The organism is Vibrio sp. SCSIO 43132, assembly GCF_019904195.1.
In the GTDB taxonomy this organism is placed as follows: Bacteria; Pseudomonadota; Gammaproteobacteria; order Enterobacterales; family Vibrionaceae; genus Vibrio; species Vibrio nigripulchritudo.
Genome location: NZ_CP063199.1, coordinates 3,580,883 through 3,599,971, shown reverse-complemented (window position 1 = coordinate 3,599,971; position 19,089 = coordinate 3,580,883). Strand labels below are relative to the sequence as shown.

At 45.9% G+C, this 19,089-nt stretch carries 19 protein-coding genes; 7 read left to right on the top strand and 12 right to left on the bottom strand.

The features are described from left to right. Positions 1 to 6: 6 nt before the first annotated feature. The 9 genes from INR79_RS16130 to INR79_RS16090 form a co-directional block, all read right to left on the bottom strand. Positions 7 to 1,749 carry a lysophospholipid acyltransferase family protein gene (locus INR79_RS16130; RefSeq protein WP_022551707.1) on the bottom strand — a complete coding sequence of 581 codons (1,743 nt, stop codon included), beginning with the start codon at positions 1,747 to 1,749 and terminating at the stop codon, positions 7 to 9. A gap of 9 nt (positions 1,750 to 1,758) precedes the next feature. Next, positions 1,759 to 2,211, bottom strand: a complete 453-nt coding sequence (locus INR79_RS16125; protein WP_004398441.1) for a YHS domain-containing (seleno)protein — start codon at positions 2,209 to 2,211, stop codon at positions 1,759 to 1,761. A gap of 13 nt (positions 2,212 to 2,224) precedes the next feature. Then, entirely contained in the window at positions 2,225 to 2,977 is a 753-nt protein-coding gene (locus tag INR79_RS16120; RefSeq protein WP_004398440.1) for an NRDE family protein, read from the bottom strand. Then, positions 2,977 to 3,525 carry a hypothetical protein gene (locus INR79_RS16115; RefSeq protein WP_022551705.1) on the bottom strand — a complete coding sequence of 183 codons (549 nt, stop codon included), beginning with the start codon at positions 3,523 to 3,525 and terminating at the stop codon, positions 2,977 to 2,979. Before INR79_RS16115 ends, INR79_RS16120 begins: the two co-directional genes overlap by 1 nt. Before the next feature lie 14 nt (positions 3,526 to 3,539). Next, the gene (locus tag INR79_RS16110; RefSeq protein ID WP_022551704.1) at positions 3,540 to 4,676 is read right to left on the bottom strand and encodes a glutathione synthetase ATP-binding protein; all 1,137 of its coding nucleotides are present in this window, start codon (positions 4,674 to 4,676) and stop codon (positions 3,540 to 3,542) included. Between the two features lie 11 nt (positions 4,677 to 4,687). Continuing rightward, complete coding sequence (locus tag INR79_RS16105; protein WP_375342720.1) at positions 4,688 to 5,212, bottom strand: DedA family protein; 525 nt, start codon at positions 5,210 to 5,212, stop codon at positions 4,688 to 4,690. 205 nt (positions 5,213 to 5,417) lie between these two features. Continuing rightward, positions 5,418 to 6,275, bottom strand: a complete 858-nt coding sequence (locus INR79_RS16100) for a DMT family transporter (RefSeq protein ID WP_223095109.1) — start codon at positions 6,273 to 6,275, stop codon at positions 5,418 to 5,420. A 1-nt stretch (position 6,276) separates the two neighbouring features. Further along, positions 6,277 to 6,735, bottom strand: coding sequence for a GNAT family N-acetyltransferase (locus INR79_RS16095; RefSeq protein ID WP_223095107.1), 459 nt, complete (start codon positions 6,733 to 6,735; stop codon positions 6,277 to 6,279). A 55-nt stretch (positions 6,736 to 6,790) separates the two neighbouring features. Next, positions 6,791 to 7,369 (bottom strand): Crp/Fnr family transcriptional regulator, encoded by a 579-nt coding sequence (locus tag INR79_RS16090; protein ID WP_223095105.1) that lies wholly within the window; start codon positions 7,367 to 7,369, stop codon positions 6,791 to 6,793. Positions 7,370 to 7,546: 177 nt separating this feature from the next. On the opposite strand from INR79_RS16090, the gene INR79_RS16085 reads away from it, so the two are divergent. Both INR79_RS16085 and INR79_RS16080 read left to right on the top strand, forming a co-directional pair. Further along, positions 7,547 to 8,434, top strand: coding sequence for a peptidoglycan-binding domain-containing protein (locus INR79_RS16085; RefSeq protein ID WP_223095103.1), 888 nt, complete (start codon positions 7,547 to 7,549; stop codon positions 8,432 to 8,434). Position 8,435: 1 nt separating this feature from the next. Next, complete coding sequence (locus INR79_RS16080) at positions 8,436 to 8,906, top strand: hypothetical protein (protein ID WP_223095101.1); 471 nt, start codon at positions 8,436 to 8,438, stop codon at positions 8,904 to 8,906. Between the two features lie 58 nt (positions 8,907 to 8,964). Here the strand turns inward: INR79_RS16080 and cpdB are convergent, their stop codons facing one another. Next, a complete protein-coding gene (gene cpdB / locus INR79_RS16075; RefSeq protein WP_045964799.1) occupies positions 8,965 to 10,926 on the bottom strand; it encodes a 2',3'-cyclic-nucleotide 2'-phosphodiesterase in 1,962 nt (653 codons plus the stop codon). A 366-nt stretch (positions 10,927 to 11,292) separates the two neighbouring features. Between cpdB and cobA the strand changes: the two genes are divergently transcribed. The 5 genes from cobA to cysC all read left to right on the top strand — a co-directional run bounded on the left by cobA (position 11,293) and on the right by cysC (position 17,022). After that, positions 11,293 to 12,150, top strand: coding sequence for a uroporphyrinogen-III C-methyltransferase (gene cobA, locus INR79_RS16070; RefSeq protein WP_038125075.1), 858 nt, complete (start codon positions 11,293 to 11,295; stop codon positions 12,148 to 12,150). Positions 12,151 to 12,212: 62 nt separating this feature from the next. After that, positions 12,213 to 13,121 carry a sulfate adenylyltransferase subunit CysD gene (cysD, locus tag INR79_RS16065; protein ID WP_004398431.1) on the top strand — a complete coding sequence of 303 codons (909 nt, stop codon included), beginning with the start codon at positions 12,213 to 12,215 and terminating at the stop codon, positions 13,119 to 13,121. Positions 13,122 to 13,138: 17 nt separating this feature from the next. Next, complete coding sequence (gene cysN, locus INR79_RS16060; protein WP_004398430.1) at positions 13,139 to 14,566, top strand: sulfate adenylyltransferase subunit CysN; 1,428 nt, start codon at positions 13,139 to 13,141, stop codon at positions 14,564 to 14,566. 67 nt (positions 14,567 to 14,633) lie between these two features. After that, positions 14,634 to 16,358 (top strand): SLC13 family permease, encoded by a 1,725-nt coding sequence (locus tag INR79_RS16055; RefSeq protein WP_223095099.1) that lies wholly within the window; start codon positions 14,634 to 14,636, stop codon positions 16,356 to 16,358. 46 nt (positions 16,359 to 16,404) lie between these two features. Beyond that, complete coding sequence (cysC, locus tag INR79_RS16050) at positions 16,405 to 17,022, top strand: adenylyl-sulfate kinase (protein ID WP_004398428.1); 618 nt, start codon at positions 16,405 to 16,407, stop codon at positions 17,020 to 17,022. Positions 17,023 to 17,106: 84 nt separating this feature from the next. On the opposite strand, the gene INR79_RS16045 is transcribed toward cysC, so the two are convergent. Both INR79_RS16045 and INR79_RS16040 read right to left on the bottom strand, forming a co-directional pair. Beyond that, positions 17,107 to 18,000 (bottom strand): TIGR03899 family protein, encoded by an 894-nt coding sequence (locus INR79_RS16045; RefSeq protein WP_223095097.1) that lies wholly within the window; start codon positions 17,998 to 18,000, stop codon positions 17,107 to 17,109. A 567-nt stretch (positions 18,001 to 18,567) separates the two neighbouring features. Further along, positions 18,568 to 19,083, bottom strand: coding sequence for a DUF3299 domain-containing protein (locus INR79_RS16040; RefSeq protein ID WP_004398426.1), 516 nt, complete (start codon positions 19,081 to 19,083; stop codon positions 18,568 to 18,570). Positions 19,084 to 19,089 lie beyond the last annotated feature (6 nt).

Genomic DNA, 19,089 nt, shown 5'->3' with positions numbered 1-19,089 from the left:
TTGAGTTTATTGATGGTGTGCCAGATAAGCGACCGATTCTTCCTTACCCATATATTTTCCGAGCGTCTTTTGCGGAACATTCAGCAAGTCGACAACAATCAGACCGTCCAGTGCGTCGTTGAATTCTGGGTCGACATTAAAGCAAACCAACTGACCATTCAGCCCCAGATACTGCCTTAGCAAAACAGGAAGACCTTTTCCTTTTTCCATCCTTGCCAGCACCTTAGAAAGCAGTTGAACGCTGCCCAAAGCACTTAACATGTCGTTGCGCCAGAATACATTGCGATCTTCTTTGAGTGGCACCGATGGTGAAACCAGATTTGCTTTGTGCTGATCGTAATGGTGGATCGACAGACAGCTCGCCATCAGTTGTCTGGCTACCTGGCTATAATCGTTGCTGATGCTGACAGGACCAAACAGATGTGTGTATTCAGGGTTCTTGTAGACGTAACTTGCGATCCCTTTCCAAAGCATAAGCAGAGACTGGATGTTTCTCTGATAGGGTTTGTTGACCACAGAACGCCCTAGTTCTATGGATTGATCTAAGCTTTCGATAAATTCCTGACTGTATTTAAACAGGCTTCGGGAATAGAGCCCTTCCAGACCTTGCTTCTCTAAGATCTTATCTACTTTTCCCAGGCGATAACTGCCAACCAGTTGTTGATCTTTTTCATGCCAGATGAACAGGTGATCGTAGTACTCGTCGTAATGATCGAGATCGAGGGCTTTTCCGGTGCCTTCACCGACATCTCGAAAGTTGGCTTCTCGAACCCTTCCTATCTCCTGAATGATATTTGGTATCTGGGCTTTCCGAGCGCAGAAAACATGAAAATCACCTTGAGAGATCAGACGCGTGTCGCCTGGAAGTGATTCGATCTCATCTTTCAGTACCAAGGGATCAACAGCATCTCTGACCGGAACCGAGAATTGAGCGGCTAACTCATGTTCTGATTCCGTTTGTTGCTTTCGCAACAAGTAAGTGTTCAACCTCAGGTAATGCACCAGATCTTGCTCGGTTTCCAGAGATTTAAGCTCCGAGTAAAGGATCGGTTCACCGATCGATAACTGGATCTGAGAAGAGCTTTTTCCGATCATTTCTCTGCCTAACATTGCAGTACGCAACAGCGGGTGAATTTTACCTGCAAAGTAGAACAGTGAACTGTTTCTGCCTTCAATATAGATAGGCACACAGGTGGCTTCACTTTTTTTGACCAGTTTGGCTACAGAGCGGCTCCAAGCTTTATCCTGCAATTGGGCATCCTGAAACGTAGACACTTCACCGGCAGGGAAAATGATCAACGCATTGCCATCTGCAAGGTGCTGATGAGCGTGGCGCATAGCCGTTAAATTGGTTTTCATTGCCTTTTTCGATTCGAAAACGTCTACCCCGATAAACAGATCAGACAGTTCTGGCAATTGCTTTAGCATCTCGTTCGCCATGACTTTAACATCGGGGCGACGGTGCCTCACCAGTGCTGCCAGTATGACCCCTTCAATTGCCCCCAAAGGGTGATTTGCGACGATCACAACGGGTCCCGATTCCGGAATACTGTCCAACGAACCTTGTTGTACCCTGTAATCAATATTGAGTGCTGAGAGGGTGTAATCCATAAACTCAAAGCAATCGAGATCCATAGGTCGCTTTTGGTAGAGCGAATCTAAATAACTCAGCCCGGTTAATCGTTCTGCCACTCTTTCTACAATGCGAAATGGTGTTTTTGCCGGGAGCTGAAAAGGAGAAGTCTGCATAGGGTTCTCCTAGTTGCTCACTAAAGATGGCCAGTTTTGGTCACCTTTTTCAATGAAGCCTGGAATGTCTTTTTCCCAGCGAGATTTGATATCAGCGTCGTAGTTGAGGTAAAGCTTGCCATCCACAATGTTCCACTGAAGTGGGTCACCGGGGGCTGTGTCGTTTTTCTCTCCGACTGCCCATGCACAATAGCCACCATATTGCGGCGCGTATTTCTCGGGGTTTTTAACGAACTTATCGAGGTTTTCTTTGGACGTGAAATACCAGTTAGCTCCCTGATATTCAATTTTGTAATCACTGTTCCCCTTTTGTGGCTCGCTAGCTTCAAAGTAACTCACAGCGTCATAGCCTGATATGGCTTTATTGCTGAAGAAGCCAGTATAGATAGGGTCTGCCGCATAGCTTAATGAAGAAAACAGCCCGAGTAATGCAGTACATAAAATAACGATAATACGTTTCATAGTTAGATCCTCGCTATGCGATTTTTACATTCGATGTAGGAAGTAATGAAATTCGGTTTTGGGTCAGATAGGATTCACTGACACCAGTACAGGGTGAACCTGGGTAGTAACTCATGCCTTTTTCGGATTCATTGACCAGAATGTGCGTAAAGCTGACGGTGTGCGCGTCTTTGCGGTGCATACAGGTCGAAAGATGTCCCTTGCTTGGAATATGAGATGAGTGAAAGGCCAGCAGTTGATCCACATTGGCTTCGATAGCGGTAAACGACTGATAGCATTCGCTGCGCAGTTCAAACGCCATTTGGTAATCGACCGACGATGAAATCAAAGGTGGATTCGGGCGGATGTAGACCAGAGATTGCCCTGTCCAGCACACTCCTTTTACTGTGGAGTTATGTTTGGTCAGATCCGGTTCAAATATCAGCATTGAAAACGGCGCGAATTGCGAGAGTTCAATGGATTGTAAGTACTCATCTACTTGAGCGTAGTTGGTGAATGACGCGAGAGATTTTACCAATTGCCCGCGGCTGGTAAGTTCTCCTTTTGGCATCACCCCCTGGTAGTAATTGAGCAGGCAAATGGACTGCCCATGCTCATTGGTGGCTATCCAACTGCCGCCGCCATCCGGGTCGACAGGCATCAGATACTCAACACCTTGTTGGCAAAATGGCGTTGGTGGCACGGCTTGTGCCCGGCTTTTCTGTTCATCTCGGTTGAAAAATACTTGATAGCCGTTGTCTGTCAGAAGCCAAGATACGGTACACATCAACTCTTCTCCCTTAGGTAAGAAGATGTTGCCGGAGCAAACCCCAATTCTTTGTCAGTTTGATACCCTAGCTGAATAGCCAGCACCTTCATCAGAGCATAATGGTGAGTAGCATGAGCGGCAGCAAAGGCGATTTCTCTCTCCAGCTGTGCAGACACTTCTGCGCTCAGAGTTTCAGATAACGCCACTTCCGTTTTTACCGTGACTGTCTGCTTGATTTCATCGGGAGTTAGCTGACTTAACCATTGTTTAATTGACTGAAACTCTACAATGGCAAGCTCTCGCGTTTTTTCTACATCATGACCTCGCCTGCGCTGGTTATAGTCAACGCCATTTTCAAAATCAGAGAGCGCATGAAAGATATCCAGAACGTGGCGACAATGCTCTCCCATAGAGCTCGTTACCAGAGGAGGTGCCGCTTTTTGATAGTCTTCATTGCCAATTTGCATCAACAGAGCAATACCTTGCTCGATAGTTTCAATGGTGCCAGTAATGGTGGCTGAAAAACCCTGAACGGGGGCAGTAAGCGAAATAGGCGCAATTTGCATAAGTTATCCTTATTCTAGTCGGTTTGCGGATACACACTGACAAGCTGTTTTTCTTCCCGCCACGCAGCGAGAAGCTGACTGATAGACGGTGGTTTGTGTCCGGCTTTCTTTTGTAGTGCGCCGATCGCAAACAGCGTTCGATATTGAAAAAGCAAAGTAGAAAAAATCTCTTTAAGAGGTGTTTTTCTGTCCCAAATGTGTGCAGCCTCTGAACTGGCACCATTGATTTCCAATATGGTGAAGTTCTTTCCATCCATGAGCTGGTGAATATCCTGAAACTTGATGTCGAGGCGGCCATAACAAAAACCGTCCACATCATCAAAAATACGGTCGAGCTGACGAGCCAGAGCATCCGAAATAAACTCGTTGCCATTACGGAATATGCTGCCCCGGCTATGGCTTCCCGCAAATGCCAACTGAAAAGATTCACCTTTATCCAGTACGAGATTGAGTTTGTCCTGATGGCGAGGGAAATACAGATGTGTTAACTGACCTGCGCGGGAATCGGATTCAATAAGTTGCTTGAGTGTGGAGACTCCATCTCCGGTCACAAAGGGCGCGTACTTGAGAGTCAGAGAAATGACCTTACCGCGTTTTTCCCCCGGGTAGCGTATGTAGAACACACCGGCTTCGGCAGGGTACGGGGCTTTTTCCTGCAGCAGAAAGCGTGAGTGCAATGGAAAACTCGCAAAATACGCTTCCAGTTGTTCCAGATTGTGCAGTAACTTTACGCCTGCACCACGACAGCCAAGGTCTGGCTTGGCGACAATAGGAAAATCCAACTGATTTTGTTGCATTAGCTCATAGGCATGAGCTGCCTGAAGTGCGTTACTTTCCCCGTTTTGTGTCATGGTGATAAACGGGGAAATCCACTGTTTGGCATAGTCACCTGCCAAAGAAAGAATGTCGTGCTTTGACTCACCCACCATGCCACTCAGTTTGATAGAAGGGTTTGCCACCAGTGGTAAACGAACGTCTCCGTAACGAAGCGCCAGAGCAAGGCTCTGCAGGACGACTGGTGTATAGAAAACCCAGGCAGGCAAAAATTCATAAGGTGAAATACTGCCTTGTTGATCCTGTATAAACTTCGGCATGCCTTTGTTGATGCCCGTATCTACTTCGATCGCTTCAATCTGGCTATTCAGTGCCATCGGCGAACTTGTCATTGTATTCTCCCCGAAAAACGAGATTTCATGAGTCGGTTACCTGTGATTAAGGTGATGAAGAGCACCGGAACCAATAACCATTGATGAGAGCTGGCTTGAATCCAGGCTTGTTGACCAAGCCAGAAAGTGCAGCCAAAGATAAGCGCTGTCCATAACGCTGTAGCAAACAAAACGGCAGCCATAAAAGATGCCAGTGGAAGCTGAAAGAAACCGCTAAGGGAATAACCCAACGTTCTCAGTCCCGGAATAAATCGGATAATGAATAAATTAAAGATGGGGCGTGTGTGCAGCTTATTCCGCACCCAGCGCATAGACTTGTGAGAAAGCAGTCGATAGCGCAACCAACGAGAACGTTGCGCCCACTTGCCCAGGTAATATAACCCCAGGTCGCCTGTTGCAATGCCGATAAATATAGCCAGCAATGCCATGGAAGTTGGCATGGCATCCTGAGTTGCGAGTCCGGCTGCACCCAATATGGCAAGATCTTCAAGCAAATACGAAATCAGAACAATCCCAAGCATCAAGCTCAGGAGTGTCTGTTGCGACGCCCAAAGATTAAACTGTTGCGCATATTCAGCCACGGTTATCTGCACCTTTGTATGAATTCAGTGATGCCATTCTGAAATGTCTGCGATGAGCAGAGAACATTCAGGAATAGCGTATTAACTTCAACAAAGACCGGATAAAAGTGCTGAAGTATTCACCATGTCATAAAAAGTTTAGACGTTATTGCGGAGAATGAGGCTTCTTAACGTTTTTTATTGGCATCATTGGTAAGACAATCAGCAAGATACCTATGGCAGTCAGCCAGTCGGGTATTTCAGCAAACCACCAGATGCCAAATAAGGTGACAAATAGCAGACCAGAATACTCTGCTAGCGCAATTTGAGACGTTTCCGCTTTCTTATAAGCAGCCACAGCAAAACCATTGTAGGAAAGAATGCAGGCAGCGCTCAGAACAATCCAGACCAGAGAAGTCATGGAAAGAGGTTGCCAGTGGAACCAAGCTAATATCCCGGAAACGGGGAGGGAGAACAAAGAAGTCCAGAAGAGCGTGGCAGATACAGGCTGATTACCCGGCAGTTTACGCACTAGAACATTGAACAGCGCCAGTGTGATGGCGGTGCCTAAAGCGAAAATTGCAGCCCAATGGAATTGGGAAGGTCGCAGCACCAACAACACGCCAATAAAACCGACAAGAGTACCAATGACTTTTCCTGTGGCGGGTTTTTCGTTCAATACCCACAGAGACAGAGGAAGCATCAATAGTGGCGCGGCATAAAAGACGGCATTAGCAGTAGCGAGCGGTAAGTGAGTAATTGCTACCATCATACATCCACTGCCAACTAAGATAAGGTGGGCGCGAAGTAAATTGATACTGGCACCTTTCAACCTTCTTTCCGTCGGTAGCAAACGCAGAAAAAGTGGCAATATCACCAGAACCGAAATGAGTTGGCGTATGAACATGTACTGAAACACGCTGGCACCATCATCAAGCATCTTAACTGCGACATCCGAAATGGCGGCCAGCAGGTTACCGATGATTAAGAACAAAAGCGCTAAATTAGTCGGAGCGAGCGGCACGTTACTTAGGCTCTCTTATCATGCCAATATGTGGAATACCGTCTTCAAGGTACATCTCAGTGCACTGAACAAAACCGTGTCGATTGTAATAATCGCTCAAATGCTGTTGTGCACTGATTTTGATTGCCACTTTCCCCCATTGCATCTCCAGGTGAGTGACCGCTTGCTCCATGAGTTCATGCCCCAAGCCATGACCTCGAGCACTTTCTTTGGTCACCACTCTGCCAATGCTGGTGGTTTCTGGGTAGCTGATCCCTCTGGCAAGCAACCTGGCACAAGCAATCAGTTCTTCTCCTTCGTAACCCAGCAGGTGATAAACCCCATCTAAATGGTCTTTGTCATCCAGTTCTGGATAAGGGCAGTCTTGCTCTACCACGAATACATCCACGCGTAGTTTGAGCATTTGGTAGAGCTGGATGTTAGAGAGTTGATCAAAAGAAAGGAGTTGCCAGTTTGCCATAGTGAACCTCGTATTACGTAAGAGACCAACTTAAGACAACCAAAGTAAGTACTCGTTAACTTTTGTTAATTTTATCCTTTATTCGCTTTTTGATCCGGCTGAGGCTGATGTGTGTGATCCCCAGATAGGCTGCAATCTGATAGTCGGTCACACGTGATAGCAACTCTGGATAGGTTTCACAAAACAGGCTGTATTTTTGTTCAGGCGAGTGAAGCAGCATAAAGCGTTCTTTCCCTTCTTTATACATCAACTGGGTTTCCAGCAGGCGAATATATAGAGGGTGAGATTCTGCTCGCCAACGCTCGATCAATTCGACCGGAAACGACAACAGTTTGATTGGTGTCAGCGATTCCAGAAGATAAGGAGACGGCTCGCTCTTCACCAGGCTTTCGAAGCTGATCAGCCAATCCACCTCCCAGTAGAACTCTTTGCTGTACTGTTTGCCATCACTGGTGAGGTAACAAGCGTGGCAAAGCCCTTCCAGCAGGAAGTAAACGTGCGAAGGAAACTCCCCCTGATGCGTCAGAATATGCCGAGTAGGGAGTTCGAGTAGGGTAGCGCAAGAAAAAATGGACTCAATTTCATCATTCGAAAGATTGAATTGTTCGAGATTCTGTTTGAATAATTCTTCCATGTCAGTTTTGAGTATCTATCTTTGCTTGTACTTACATTGCGAGAAGTGTAACTGATATTTGTACTGGTTACATTAATCAGATGTGCGTGTCGATAAGTATAGTTTATAGTGTTGATTTTATGGGAAATACAGGTGATATCTATCCCTATTTTTATTGCATAGATATTGGGTGTTAGGATGTTAAATATATCTGCTTCTGTAGGTTTGAAAGGAATCAACAAAAAAGACGATGTAAAACTTGTTCAGGTGCTTTTAAATAGTTATTTAGGAAAGAAAAAGTTAGATGATGATGGGATTGCTGGGAAAAATACCATCAGAGAGATAATTTCATTTCAACGCAAGATTATGCCGGGTTGGAAACCTGATGGAAGAGTAGACCCTAAAGGGCGAACATTTTCATCGCTATTAGCTTTCTTTAACAAGAAGGAGCAAGCAAAACTATCAAACTCCATTAAGACGAGACAAAAGTATTGCATGCTTAAGGCTGAACCAGAACTTTCGCTAAATGAATATAAAGTTACATATAAGCACAATATTCCTAATTCAAAGAGAATTGTTAGTGTGAACTCAATGTCCGTCATTAAACTAGCATTGGCACGTTCTGGCATGAAGCACGCTGTAATTACAAGTACATTAAGAACACCTCAGGAGCAAGCCTCGATTATGTACCGTGAGGCGTCCAAGAATTTAAAAAAGCAGTATAAGTTATATAGCTGGAAAGGTGACAAAGTCTTAAGAGTTTATGAAGAGAACAAAGATAAAAGTCGAACGGATGCCATAAAATTAATGGTTGATGAAATAGATAGATTGAAAGATGCGGGGCAAGGAATATCTAGACATGTTGTTAGTGTTGAAGAATATAAGAAACTAAATGTCATTGATATTGGTGTCGGCTCTACAAGAGCTATGAATGATAATTTTAATAAAAATGAATTTAGTAAAAGGCTGAAAGAACTGGCTGAAGAAGGGTACATTGAAAAGTATATCGATGAGACCAATATTTCAAATCAGTGCTGGCATATTGAGGTTCGAACCGATAAAAAGATGAAAGTTAAGGTTATCTAATATGAAAAAATTCCTATGGTTATTGATTCTCCTCCCCATGTTTGCTTATGCCGATGATTGCAATTTGTCAGTCCTCAAAGTGGACTATGATGAAAAAGTCTTAAAGACATTCAAGCAAGAAGACAGGGAAAGGTATGTGCAATATTTTTTCTTTGATGATGGTGATTTGTTGATTTATGAACATCAATTCTGTTTTATGGATGACTACCAGATAGATTATTTCTCGAAAAAACTGGACGAAGAAAAGGTGCAAGCTCGCTTAGCAGAATTTATTTCCTCGATCAGCGCAAAACATCACTTAAAAATTAAGACAGATTTCTTCTCTCCGATACTGGCGACTGGTGGAGCTGATCATCATTTCTACTCTGCAAATAGCGAAAATGTTGAAGTTTCTCGAGCTTTGGAAAAAGCGGATTTTCGAGTTTTGCCTGAAAACTTCAGTTTATATATTGGTATAGGTGGGATGCATTAAAAAACCGCAGCCTTGGCTGCGGTTTATCTTAATCAGAGTTGGCTTTGTTGGGTAGGGGTTACTTCTGAAGTTCCAGGCGGTAGACACCGAAACCTACGTCATCTGTTGCCACACGCTCCATTGGGTACTGACCTTTATCTTTAATAAAGGAAGCTGCCTTATCGCTAGGTGATGTTTCAAAGCGAATGTCCAGCTTGGTGTTGCTGTTGATCGGCGCAAATGTCCAGTTGTTGTCTGCACTTGGTGCAAACTGACCTTTTTCCTGACTGACACGAGAAATGTAATTCGCCAAAACCGTGCGGTTTTCATCTGGGGCATCGAACGCCACAAATTCTGAACCCGTACCTGGGAACTTGTTGCTGTAGGCGCGGTAATTGTTGGAAGCGATGATGAAGTCTTGCTTCATATCGATAGGCTTACCCTGATAAGTCAGACCAATAATACGCTCCGAGTCCGGGTTAATGACTTTACAGTCGCCATCGTATTTCGCTGGTTGAGTGATATCGATCTGGTAGTTCACACCGTCAATCACATCGAAGTTGTAGGTACGGAAACCGTCCCAGTCAATCAGACCTTGCGGGGCAGTGGAATTCACATCGATTTGCTTGAATTGCCCGGCAGAACACTCCAGCCACTCTTTCACTTCATTACCCGTGACTTTCAAGGCAACCAAAGTGTTCGGATATAGGTAAAGATCCGCAGCGTTACGGAAGGTCAGCTCGCCAGACTCAACTTCTGTGAAGTTAGCTGGGTCATTTTTACGACCGCCAGCTTTAAACGGTGCAGCCGCAGACAGAACAGGAATGCCATCAAGATCAGGGTCACCCTGAATAAAGCGTTCTACGTAGTCTTTTTGCGCTAAATTGACGATTTGAATCGTTGGATCATCCTGAACCAGTGCAAGGAAGCTGTACATCACATCATTCGCTTTACCAATTGGCTGGTTAACAAAGTCACGCGTGCCTTTGTGATCGGATTCCAGCGCTTTTACGATCGCTTGATCCGGCTCAGCCAGCGCACTTTTGGTTTTCTTATCAAAGATTGGGCGTGCTTCTGCTTGCCCGCCTGAGACTTTCCAGCCCTCATCGTCTTTTTCAAGTACCAAGTCCATTACACCGACATGGCTACCCCAGCGACCTGGCATGACAGAAACTACACCATTGATGGTGCCTTTCTTGTTATCGATGCCTTGAATGTTATCGAACCCTTTACCCGGAAATACGGCGTGCGCATGACCAAACGCAATGGCGTCAATACCTTCTACTTCAGACAAGTACAAGGTTGAGTTTTCAGCACCCGCTTTGAATGGGTCGGTTGATACACCGGAGTGAGGAATCGCGACAATCACGTCAGCGCCTTCTGCTTTCATCTTTGGTACCAGTTCTTCGGCGGTCTCTTTGATGTCTTTTGCGAAGACTTTTCCTTCAAGGTTTTTCTTATCCCAAACCATGATTTGTGGCGGTACAAAGCCAATGTAACCCACTTTGACTTCCTGCATGTCGCCATCGGTGTCTTTAAACTGGTGGGTTTTGATGATGTACGGGGTGAAGTAGTGCTCGCCGGTTTTCTTATCGAAAACGTTTGCGCTAATGTAAGGGAAGTTGGCGTCGTCCAGCGTTTCCATTAGGAAGTCCAACCCATAGTTGAATTCATGGTTACCAATGTTACCTACATCGTAGTTAAGCTGGTTCATCGCCTTATAAACAGGGTGAACTTCGCCTTTTTCGATGCCTTTGGCAGCCATGTAGTCACCCATTGGGCTACCTTGAATCAGATCCCCATTGTCGACCAGCACACTGTTAGTCACTTCTTTCTGGGCTTCTTTCACCAGAGTTGCTGCACGCGTCAGACCAATTTTCTGAGATGGCTTGTCTTTGTAATAGTCATAATCCATCACATTGGTGTGAATATCTGTCGTTTCGATGATTCTTAATTTAATGGTGTCTGCCATTGCCGGACCCGCAATGGTTAACATGCCGCCAAGTACTGCAACGGAAAGAGGTTTCACAGCCAGCTTCATGATTTGCTCCAGAGTAATAAGATGAAAATGGACGTGTCGAAATGTAACAAAAATTCATGAAACAGATTTGTCTTGCTTATCAATTGTGTGATCTAGGGTGAAGGTGGAAATGTCAGAGTGTTAGCCAAAGACCAAATTTTCTGTTGGGTTTGTAATTGACTGCTTCATTAAACCGCATCTTATAAATAGAAATTCAGGACGATGTAGGGAAAGTTTGCCACGAAATGAATAATTGGCTCATTGCTGATTTCTCATGCCTTTTTGTTCTTATCAACTTTTCGAATAAAAAATGAAATTTTAGAATTTCAGGTAATAACGGTAGCTGGTCATAATGCCAGCATCACAGGAAAAATGATGATGAGCACCATGGCCGGTAAAGACACACTGACATTCCCTAATAAAAAGCCTCGTTTAGTGGCAGACCATTCGAAATCGCTTCGAAAAAGCAAACTGCGTCCGGGCGAAGTGGCATTAGTAGGGGCTGGTCCTGGTGATGCTGAATTGCTGACACTGAAGGCGCTGAGCTACCTTCAACAAGCCGATGTCGTGTTATACGACTATCTGGTATCTGATGAAATTATGGCATTGGTCCCAGACGACACCATTCTGGTGTGTGTCGGAAAACGCGCAGGGCACCACAGTGTGCCTCAGGAGAAGACCAATCAATTGCTGGTGGATTTTGCTCGCCAGGGTCATCGGGTTGTGCGTATTAAAGGTGGCGATCCGTTTGTATTTGGTCGTGGCGGTGAAGAGCTGGAAGTACTCTTTGATGCGGGTGTCCCGTTTCAGGTTATTCCAGGCATTACCGCTGCAGCAGGGGCAACAGCTTATGCGGGGATCCCTCTTACGCATCGTGATTATGCTCAGTCTGCCATGTTTATTACTGGTCACCTCAAAGCAGAAAGCGATCAGATGGACTGGTCAACATTGGCACGTGGTAATCAGACCTTGGTTATCTACATGGGACTGATGAAATCAAGCTACATTCAGGATCAGTTGATCGAGCATGGTCGGGACAGCTCAACCCCGATCGCCATCATCGAACGTGGTACTCAATCCTGTCAGAAAGTATTCAAAGGCCAGCTAAGTGAGTTGGCGGATTTAGCCGCGCATGCGGAATCGCCTTCCCTCATTGTGGTAGGGGAAGTGGTTAGTCTGTCTAGCAAGCTGAGCTGGTTTGGTGAAAACCAACAAGATTTAGAGCCTGCAATGAGTTTTGCGTAACTCTTGTTCGACTCTGAGCAATTTGAAAGCTCGTCGACGAGCCTTAAAGGAAGCGATAGAAAATGGATCAACAACGATTAACTCACTTAAAGCAGTTGGAAGCGGAGAGCATTCATATCATCCGTGAAGTAGCTGCTGAGTTCGACAACCCTGTCATGATGTACTCCATCGGTAAAGACTCATCGGTAATGTTGCACTTAGCACGTAAAGCATTCTACCCGGGGAAAATTCCTTTCCCACTACTGCACGTGGATACCGACTGGAAATTCCGAGAAATGATCGAATTTCGCGATCGCACTGCAGAGAAATACGGTTTTGACCTTTTGGTCCACAAGAACCCAGAAGGTTTAGCCATGGGTGTTGGTCCGTTTACTCACGGTTCTTCCAAGCACACCGACATCATGAAAACTCAGGGTCTGAAACAAGCTTTGAACAAATACGGCTTTGATGCTGCGTTTGGTGGTGCCCGTCGTGACGAAGAGAAGTCTCGTGCTAAAGAGCGTGTGTACTCTTTCCGCGACAAGAACCACACATGGGACCCGAAAAACCAGCGTCCTGAGCTTTGGAAAACATACAACGGTCAGGTAAACAAAGGGGAGAGCATTCGTGTATTCCCACTTTCAAACTGGACCGAGCTAGACATCTGGCAATACATCCTTCTGGAGAACATTGAAATCGTGCCTCTGTACCTGGCAGAAAAACGCCCAGTGGTAGAGCGCGATGGCATGCTGATCATGGTTGATGATGATCGCATGGAAATTCGTCCAGATGAGAAAGTAGAAGAGCTAAGCGTTCGTTTCCGTACTCTTGGTTGTTACCCACTAACGGGTGCGATTGAATCTGAAGCAACCACATTACCAGAAATCATCGAAGAGATGCTGGTGGCTACATCTAGTGAACGTCAGGGACGTGCTATCGACCACGACCAATCAGGGTCGATGGAACTTAAGAAACGTCAAGGCTACTTCTAAATCTAAGGAAAGAAATCATGAACAGTGCTGTTGAAGCTCAATTAGCCGAATTGGGGATCGAAGGTTACCTCAATCAACACCAACACAAATCTCTACTTAGATTCCTGACTTGTGGTTCAGTAGATGATGGTAAAAGTACATTAATCGGTCGCTTGCTGCATGACTCCAAGCAGATTTATGAAGATCAGCTAGCGGCAGTTCACTCTGACAGCCAACGTGTGGGTACTACAGGTGAGAAGCCTGACCTGGCACTTCTGGTTGACGGCTTACAAGCCGAGCGTGAGCAAGGGATCACTATCGACGTAGCGTACCGTTACTTCTCGACGCAGAAGCGTAAGTTCATCATTGCCGACACTCCGGGACACGAGCAGTACACGCGTAACATGGCGACAGGTGCGTCGACGTGTGACGTCGCCGTCATCCTTGTGGATGCGCGTAAAGGCGTTCTGGATCAAACGCGTCGTCACTCATTTATCTCAAGTCTGTTGGGTATTCGTCACTTTATTGTGGCAGTCAACAAAATGGACCTAGTGGAGTTTTCTCAAGAGCGTTACGAGCAAATCAAGCAAGAGTACCTGGAGTTCTCTAAGAAGCTTGAAAGCAACATCGACATCCAACTGATCCCAATTTCAGCTCTGGAAGGCGACAACGTGGTGGATAAGAGCGAGCCAATGAGCTGGTACGAAGGTCCATCACTGCTTGAGCTACTGGAAGATGTAGACGTAGATCAGGAGAAAGGCGACGGCGAGTTCCGTTTCCCAGTTCAGTACGTTAACCGTCCAAACCTCGACTTCCGTGGTTTCGCGGGCACTGTGTCTTCTGGTTCTATTTCAGTGGGTGATGCGATTCGCGCTCTGCCATCGGGTAAAACATCGAAAGTAGAAAGCATTGTGACTTTCGACGGAAATCTAGAATCTGCATTTGCAGGTCAGGCAGTAACGCTAACACTTGAAGATGAAATCGACATCAGCCGTGGTGACTTGATTGTTCTGGAAAATGCGGACATCGACTCAACCAACCGCGTGCTGGCAGACGTAGTCTGGATGACGGAAGACGCACTTAAGCCGGGTAAAGAGTACGACATCAAGATCGCGGGTAAGAAAACCGTTGGTCAGGTTGAAGCGATTCAATACCAGTACGACATCAACAACCTGTCTCAGCATGACGCTCAAGAAGTACCATTGAACGGTATCGCTGCTTGTGAGTGGTCTCTGAATGAAACGGTAGCGTTGGATGCGTATCAAGACTGTGCAGATACTGGTGGTTTCATCATCATCGACCGCCTGACCAATGTCACGGTAGGTGCAGGTCTGATTCGCGAGCGTCTGAGCGAAGCTGAAGTTCAAGTAGGGGATTTCTCCGCTTTTGAACTGGAACTGAATGCTCTGATTCGCAAGCACTTCCCACATTGGGATGCAAAAGACTTAAGTAAATTACTTAAATAAGCTCAAGGGTGAGAGCCCTTAGATAAGGGAGCGAAAACGCTCCCTTACTTTTCTCAGAGAGTAGGGTATGTGGGAACAAGGATTTGTATTAGCAGTGCTACTTGGCATCGTGACCTGTTTACTGGTCACGCGCATTAAGCCGAGTATTGTTTTTGCTGGTGCGGCGTTTCTTGCTTATATGGCCGGACTGAGTGACATCACCGATATCGCTGCAAACTTTACTAACTCTTCTTTGCTGACATTGGTGCTGTTGATTCTGGTGTCGTGTGCGTTAGAAAAATCCCGCTTAATCAGTTGGGTAAGCCGACATATTTCAGAAGGACGTTTAGGAACTGTTGTCGCTAAGCTTGGGGTTTCAACGGCTTTATTGTCGTCTTTTACCAACAATACTGCCGTAGTTGTTTCACTCATTGGCGCGATAAAACGCAATCAGCAACATTCACCATCCCGTTTGCTGATTCCGCTCAGCTACGCGGCGATTCTTGGCGGTACATTGACGCTTATCGGTACCTCCACCAACCTGATCATCAACAGCTTTGTAGAAGATGCCGGGTTACCAAGCCTGAATTTTTTTACGCCAACCATGATTGGTTTATCCGTATTGGTGGGTGGGATGCTGATTTTGATTCCACTGAGCTACCTTCTGCCTAATCATGATGATCAATCTCAGGATGATCTTCCTTATTTCTTAGAAGCCATTGTTGAACCTGGGTCGCCTCTGGTTGGAAGAACCATTGCTGAAAACAATCTGCGAGCACTGAGAAAACTTTTCCTTGCGGAAGTGATCCGCAATGGTGAAACCATGGCATCGGTGGATCCGGACTTTGTATTGCAGGCGAAAGATCGTTTGTTGTTTTGTGGTGACGTAGAAAGTGTTGCGACACTTCAAGAGATCCAAGGTCTAACGCTTTTTGGTCAGCATCACCTTAACGGTCAGAGCTTTGTTGAAGTGGTGGTGAGCTCATCGGCATCGATTTGCAACAAAACGCTGAAATCTTCCCAGTTCCGTGAACGCTTTGACGCCGTTGTAGTGGCAATTCGCCGCGGTCACGAGCGCTTAGAAGGCGGTTTAGGGAACGTACGTTTAACCGCTGGAGATACGCTGGTTCTGGTGCCCGGTAAACGATTTGAAGCCGAGCGTCAGTCACACTCACGTGAATTTGTACTGGTTAACGATCTGGATTCCACAGCACGCTTGGATGCCAATAAGTCCGCCATGGTATTGGCAGGTTTTGCCACAGTGATTGGTTTGGCTTTGCTTGATGTGTTGCCTTTGCTTAAAGGTCTGGCGGGTTATCTGCTGATTCTTTTAGCGGCAGGAACCGTTACGTTCAGCGAACTGAGACGGCGATTCCCAACCGATATTGTCGTGATTGTGGGCAGTGCGCTGACGATAGCGCAATTGATGATGTCCTCCGGGCTGTCTGTGAAAATCGGTGACATGTTTATCGAAGCCTTCAATGGCTGGGGGGTGTTAGGAGGGTTGATTGCGACGTATCTTCTAACGCTTGTCTTGACGGAACTCATCACCAATAACGCGGCGGCTGCTTTGGCATTTCCTCTTGGCTACAGTATGGCCATCGGCTATGGCGTGGACCCAATGCCATTCATTATGGCAGTACTGTTTGGAGCCAGTGCGAGCTTTATCTCGCCTTACGGTTACCAGACGAACTTGCTGGTTTACAGCGTGGGTAATTACCACATAACGGATTACATCAGGGTCGGGTTACCCATTTCTTTGGTTTACTCAGTATTGGTGCTGACACTGATCCCATATTTTTTCCCATTTTAAGTCCACCGCCGATTGGGTGAGGTGGCAGTAAATAAAGGACTAGAAAATGACAACAGTAACTGTAGAGCGCGATGAAAACGTCGTATGGCATCAGCATTCTGTCGATAAAACGTCTCGTGCTAAGCAGAAAAACCAACAACCTGCTGTGCTGTGGTTCACTGGCTTGTCTGGTGCTGGTAAGTCTACGGTTGCTGGCGCATTAGAAGTGAAATTAGCCGAGATGGGTTACCACACCTATCTGCTTGATGGCGATAATGTACGCCATGGCTTGTGCTCTGACTTAGGCTTCTCTGCACAAGATCGCCGCGAGAACATTCGCCGAATTGGCGAACTGGCTAAGCTGATGGCAGATGCCGGTTTGATTGTGCTTTCTGCGTTTATTTCTCCTCATCGTGCAGAGCGTCAGATGGTTCGCAATATGCTGGACGAAGGCGAGTTCATTGAAGTTTTTGTCAATACGTCTCTGGACGTGTGTGAAGAGCGTGACCCGAAAGGTCTATACAAGAAAGCACGCGCAGGGGAAATCAAAAATTTCACAGGCATCGACTCTGAATACGAAACGCCTGAAAATCCGGAAATCGATCTGCCAGCCGGTGAGAAGACGATTGATGAGCTGGTTGAGCTTTGCTTAGCTGACTTACGCCAACGCGGAATCATCAAATAACGCGTAGAAAAAGACGGGTTTGAAATAATAAAGGGAATCACTGAGTGATTCCCTTTTTGATTTTGAGCGGGTTGTTAATCTGGCTTAAACGCTCTGATTAACGTTACTTCCTGCTTCCGTCTGAACCGTGAATTTTTGTGCCAGAAGAGCGAGCAACTGATCGTAATAGTTGGTGTTGGGTTTGTTACCCAGCAGGCGACAAAGCTCGTCTCCTGTGGGGGTAAAACGATAGTACAGCAGGCGAATGCCTTTGCTCATTGGCTGAAGCGCAATGTTCTTGCCCTGATAACTCACCATTAAGGCAGGGTCGAATTCCACCTCACCGGATTCCAGCTCGGTACCCAAAACCAATCCCAATTCAATAAGGTGCAATAAACTTGAGTATGGAAGCTGGTACGTCCCCATGTTTACTACACTGGTGTTCTCTTTCTTGTAGAAACCGAAAAAGCCGTCTTTCGATTTAAAGCCCAGCAGTAGCTTCTTACTGTTATCGCTACCAAAGCTGCATGCCAGAGATGCCGCGCGCTGAAGGTTTTGAGCTTCCCTTGGAGACATGTCTTTCAGCACCTGTAAGGCTTTCATTGATGTTGAGCCTGGATTGGTGATTTCGCGCTTTAGCACCTGACTCCAGAGCTTTTGCATTGAGGAGTTATGGATATCCTGTGCCATATCGAAGAAGCGATGTAGCCAGTCGGCATCGGGTTCACCTGCGGTTTCGTTATTACAACTGGCATGGGCAAACTTCAGGATCTGTTCCAGATTTTTCTGGCGCTGCTCTTGTCTCTTTTTCTGGCGGCTGATGGCTCGTTCTAACGCAGACTTCTGTGGTTTTTCATCCTGTAGCAGAGCATCCAGCTCATGAACCTGAGCAATTTGGATAACGCGGCTGGCACTGTCACGTATGTAACTGCTCTTTTTGTTGGAAGTGCTTTTGGTGCTGGTTTGCTCTATGACTACAGGCTTTTTGTCGTCTGCCATTGATTCGATTCCAAATAAAGTTTAAGTGCTGCATTAATATACTAAATTCACTCTCTGGGGCGAGTCCAGCGTTCTATACCCAAACTGCCGCAAGATGCAGGATTCAGAGCTCTATCTTCTGCCTCAGTTCAAGGAAAAGAGCGCCGCGTAATGATGATTCCTTTCCAAGCTCTTTGTCGACGAAATGAGGCAGAAGATAAGCTCCCAAGGGCGAGTTTGCTTGGCTTTCATACTGCGTTATCGATTTTTGATTTAGAACCACTAAACCTTCAAATCGATGCCTTGCCTGAAAGCCAATCAACTCTCGCTGAACCTAGCATCTTGCGATAGTTTGGGTATATCGAAACTTTATCAAGATTTTGACTATTCGGCTTGCTAACGATTTGTTAAAATTGTTGCGAGTATATTGGAGGTGATATGCGGTTTATCAAAGGAGATAAGCTCAAGAAGCACGTGTCCGTTGCGCTCTTGCTTTTGATTTACATCGCAGTGTTAGCCTACCTCTCAAATTTCATTGTGTAATGAAGGATTCAATAAGGTAGACCAAACACTCATATTTTATGCGGCTTAAGCGTCGTCGTACTCTTCTATTTTAATTCCTTCGATCAGATAACCTGTCTCAGCCAAATCGGAATTAATGGTCTCAGTTTTCAACGTTCCCACAACATAAATCACGTCCCAAAGCTGGTGGATAGGTGCACCTTCTTTGAACTTCACGTAGATGATTTGATTCGGTGGCGGAGGAGGAACGTGGATACAAGCACCGAAGTAAGGCACCAGTAAAAACTCGGTGACTTTCTTGTCATCGCCTTCTAAAGGAATAACAAATCCAGGGATTTTTACCTGACTGCCATGCAATTCCTGACGTACGCTGCCAACTTTGGATTGTTGAACATTCGCATTGGTGTGATCCGTTACTGGCATACCACCAGCGGTAAACTGCTGGCGTTCACTTTCTGGAATCAGATCTATCCAGTCCAGAGTGAGCGTTTCTGCAGATACTTTCTCGACTACGACTTTTTCTGCTTGTACTGGTGACAAAAAGCCTAACCAGCAACAAAGAAGGAGCAGAATCTTTTTCATGAGGTT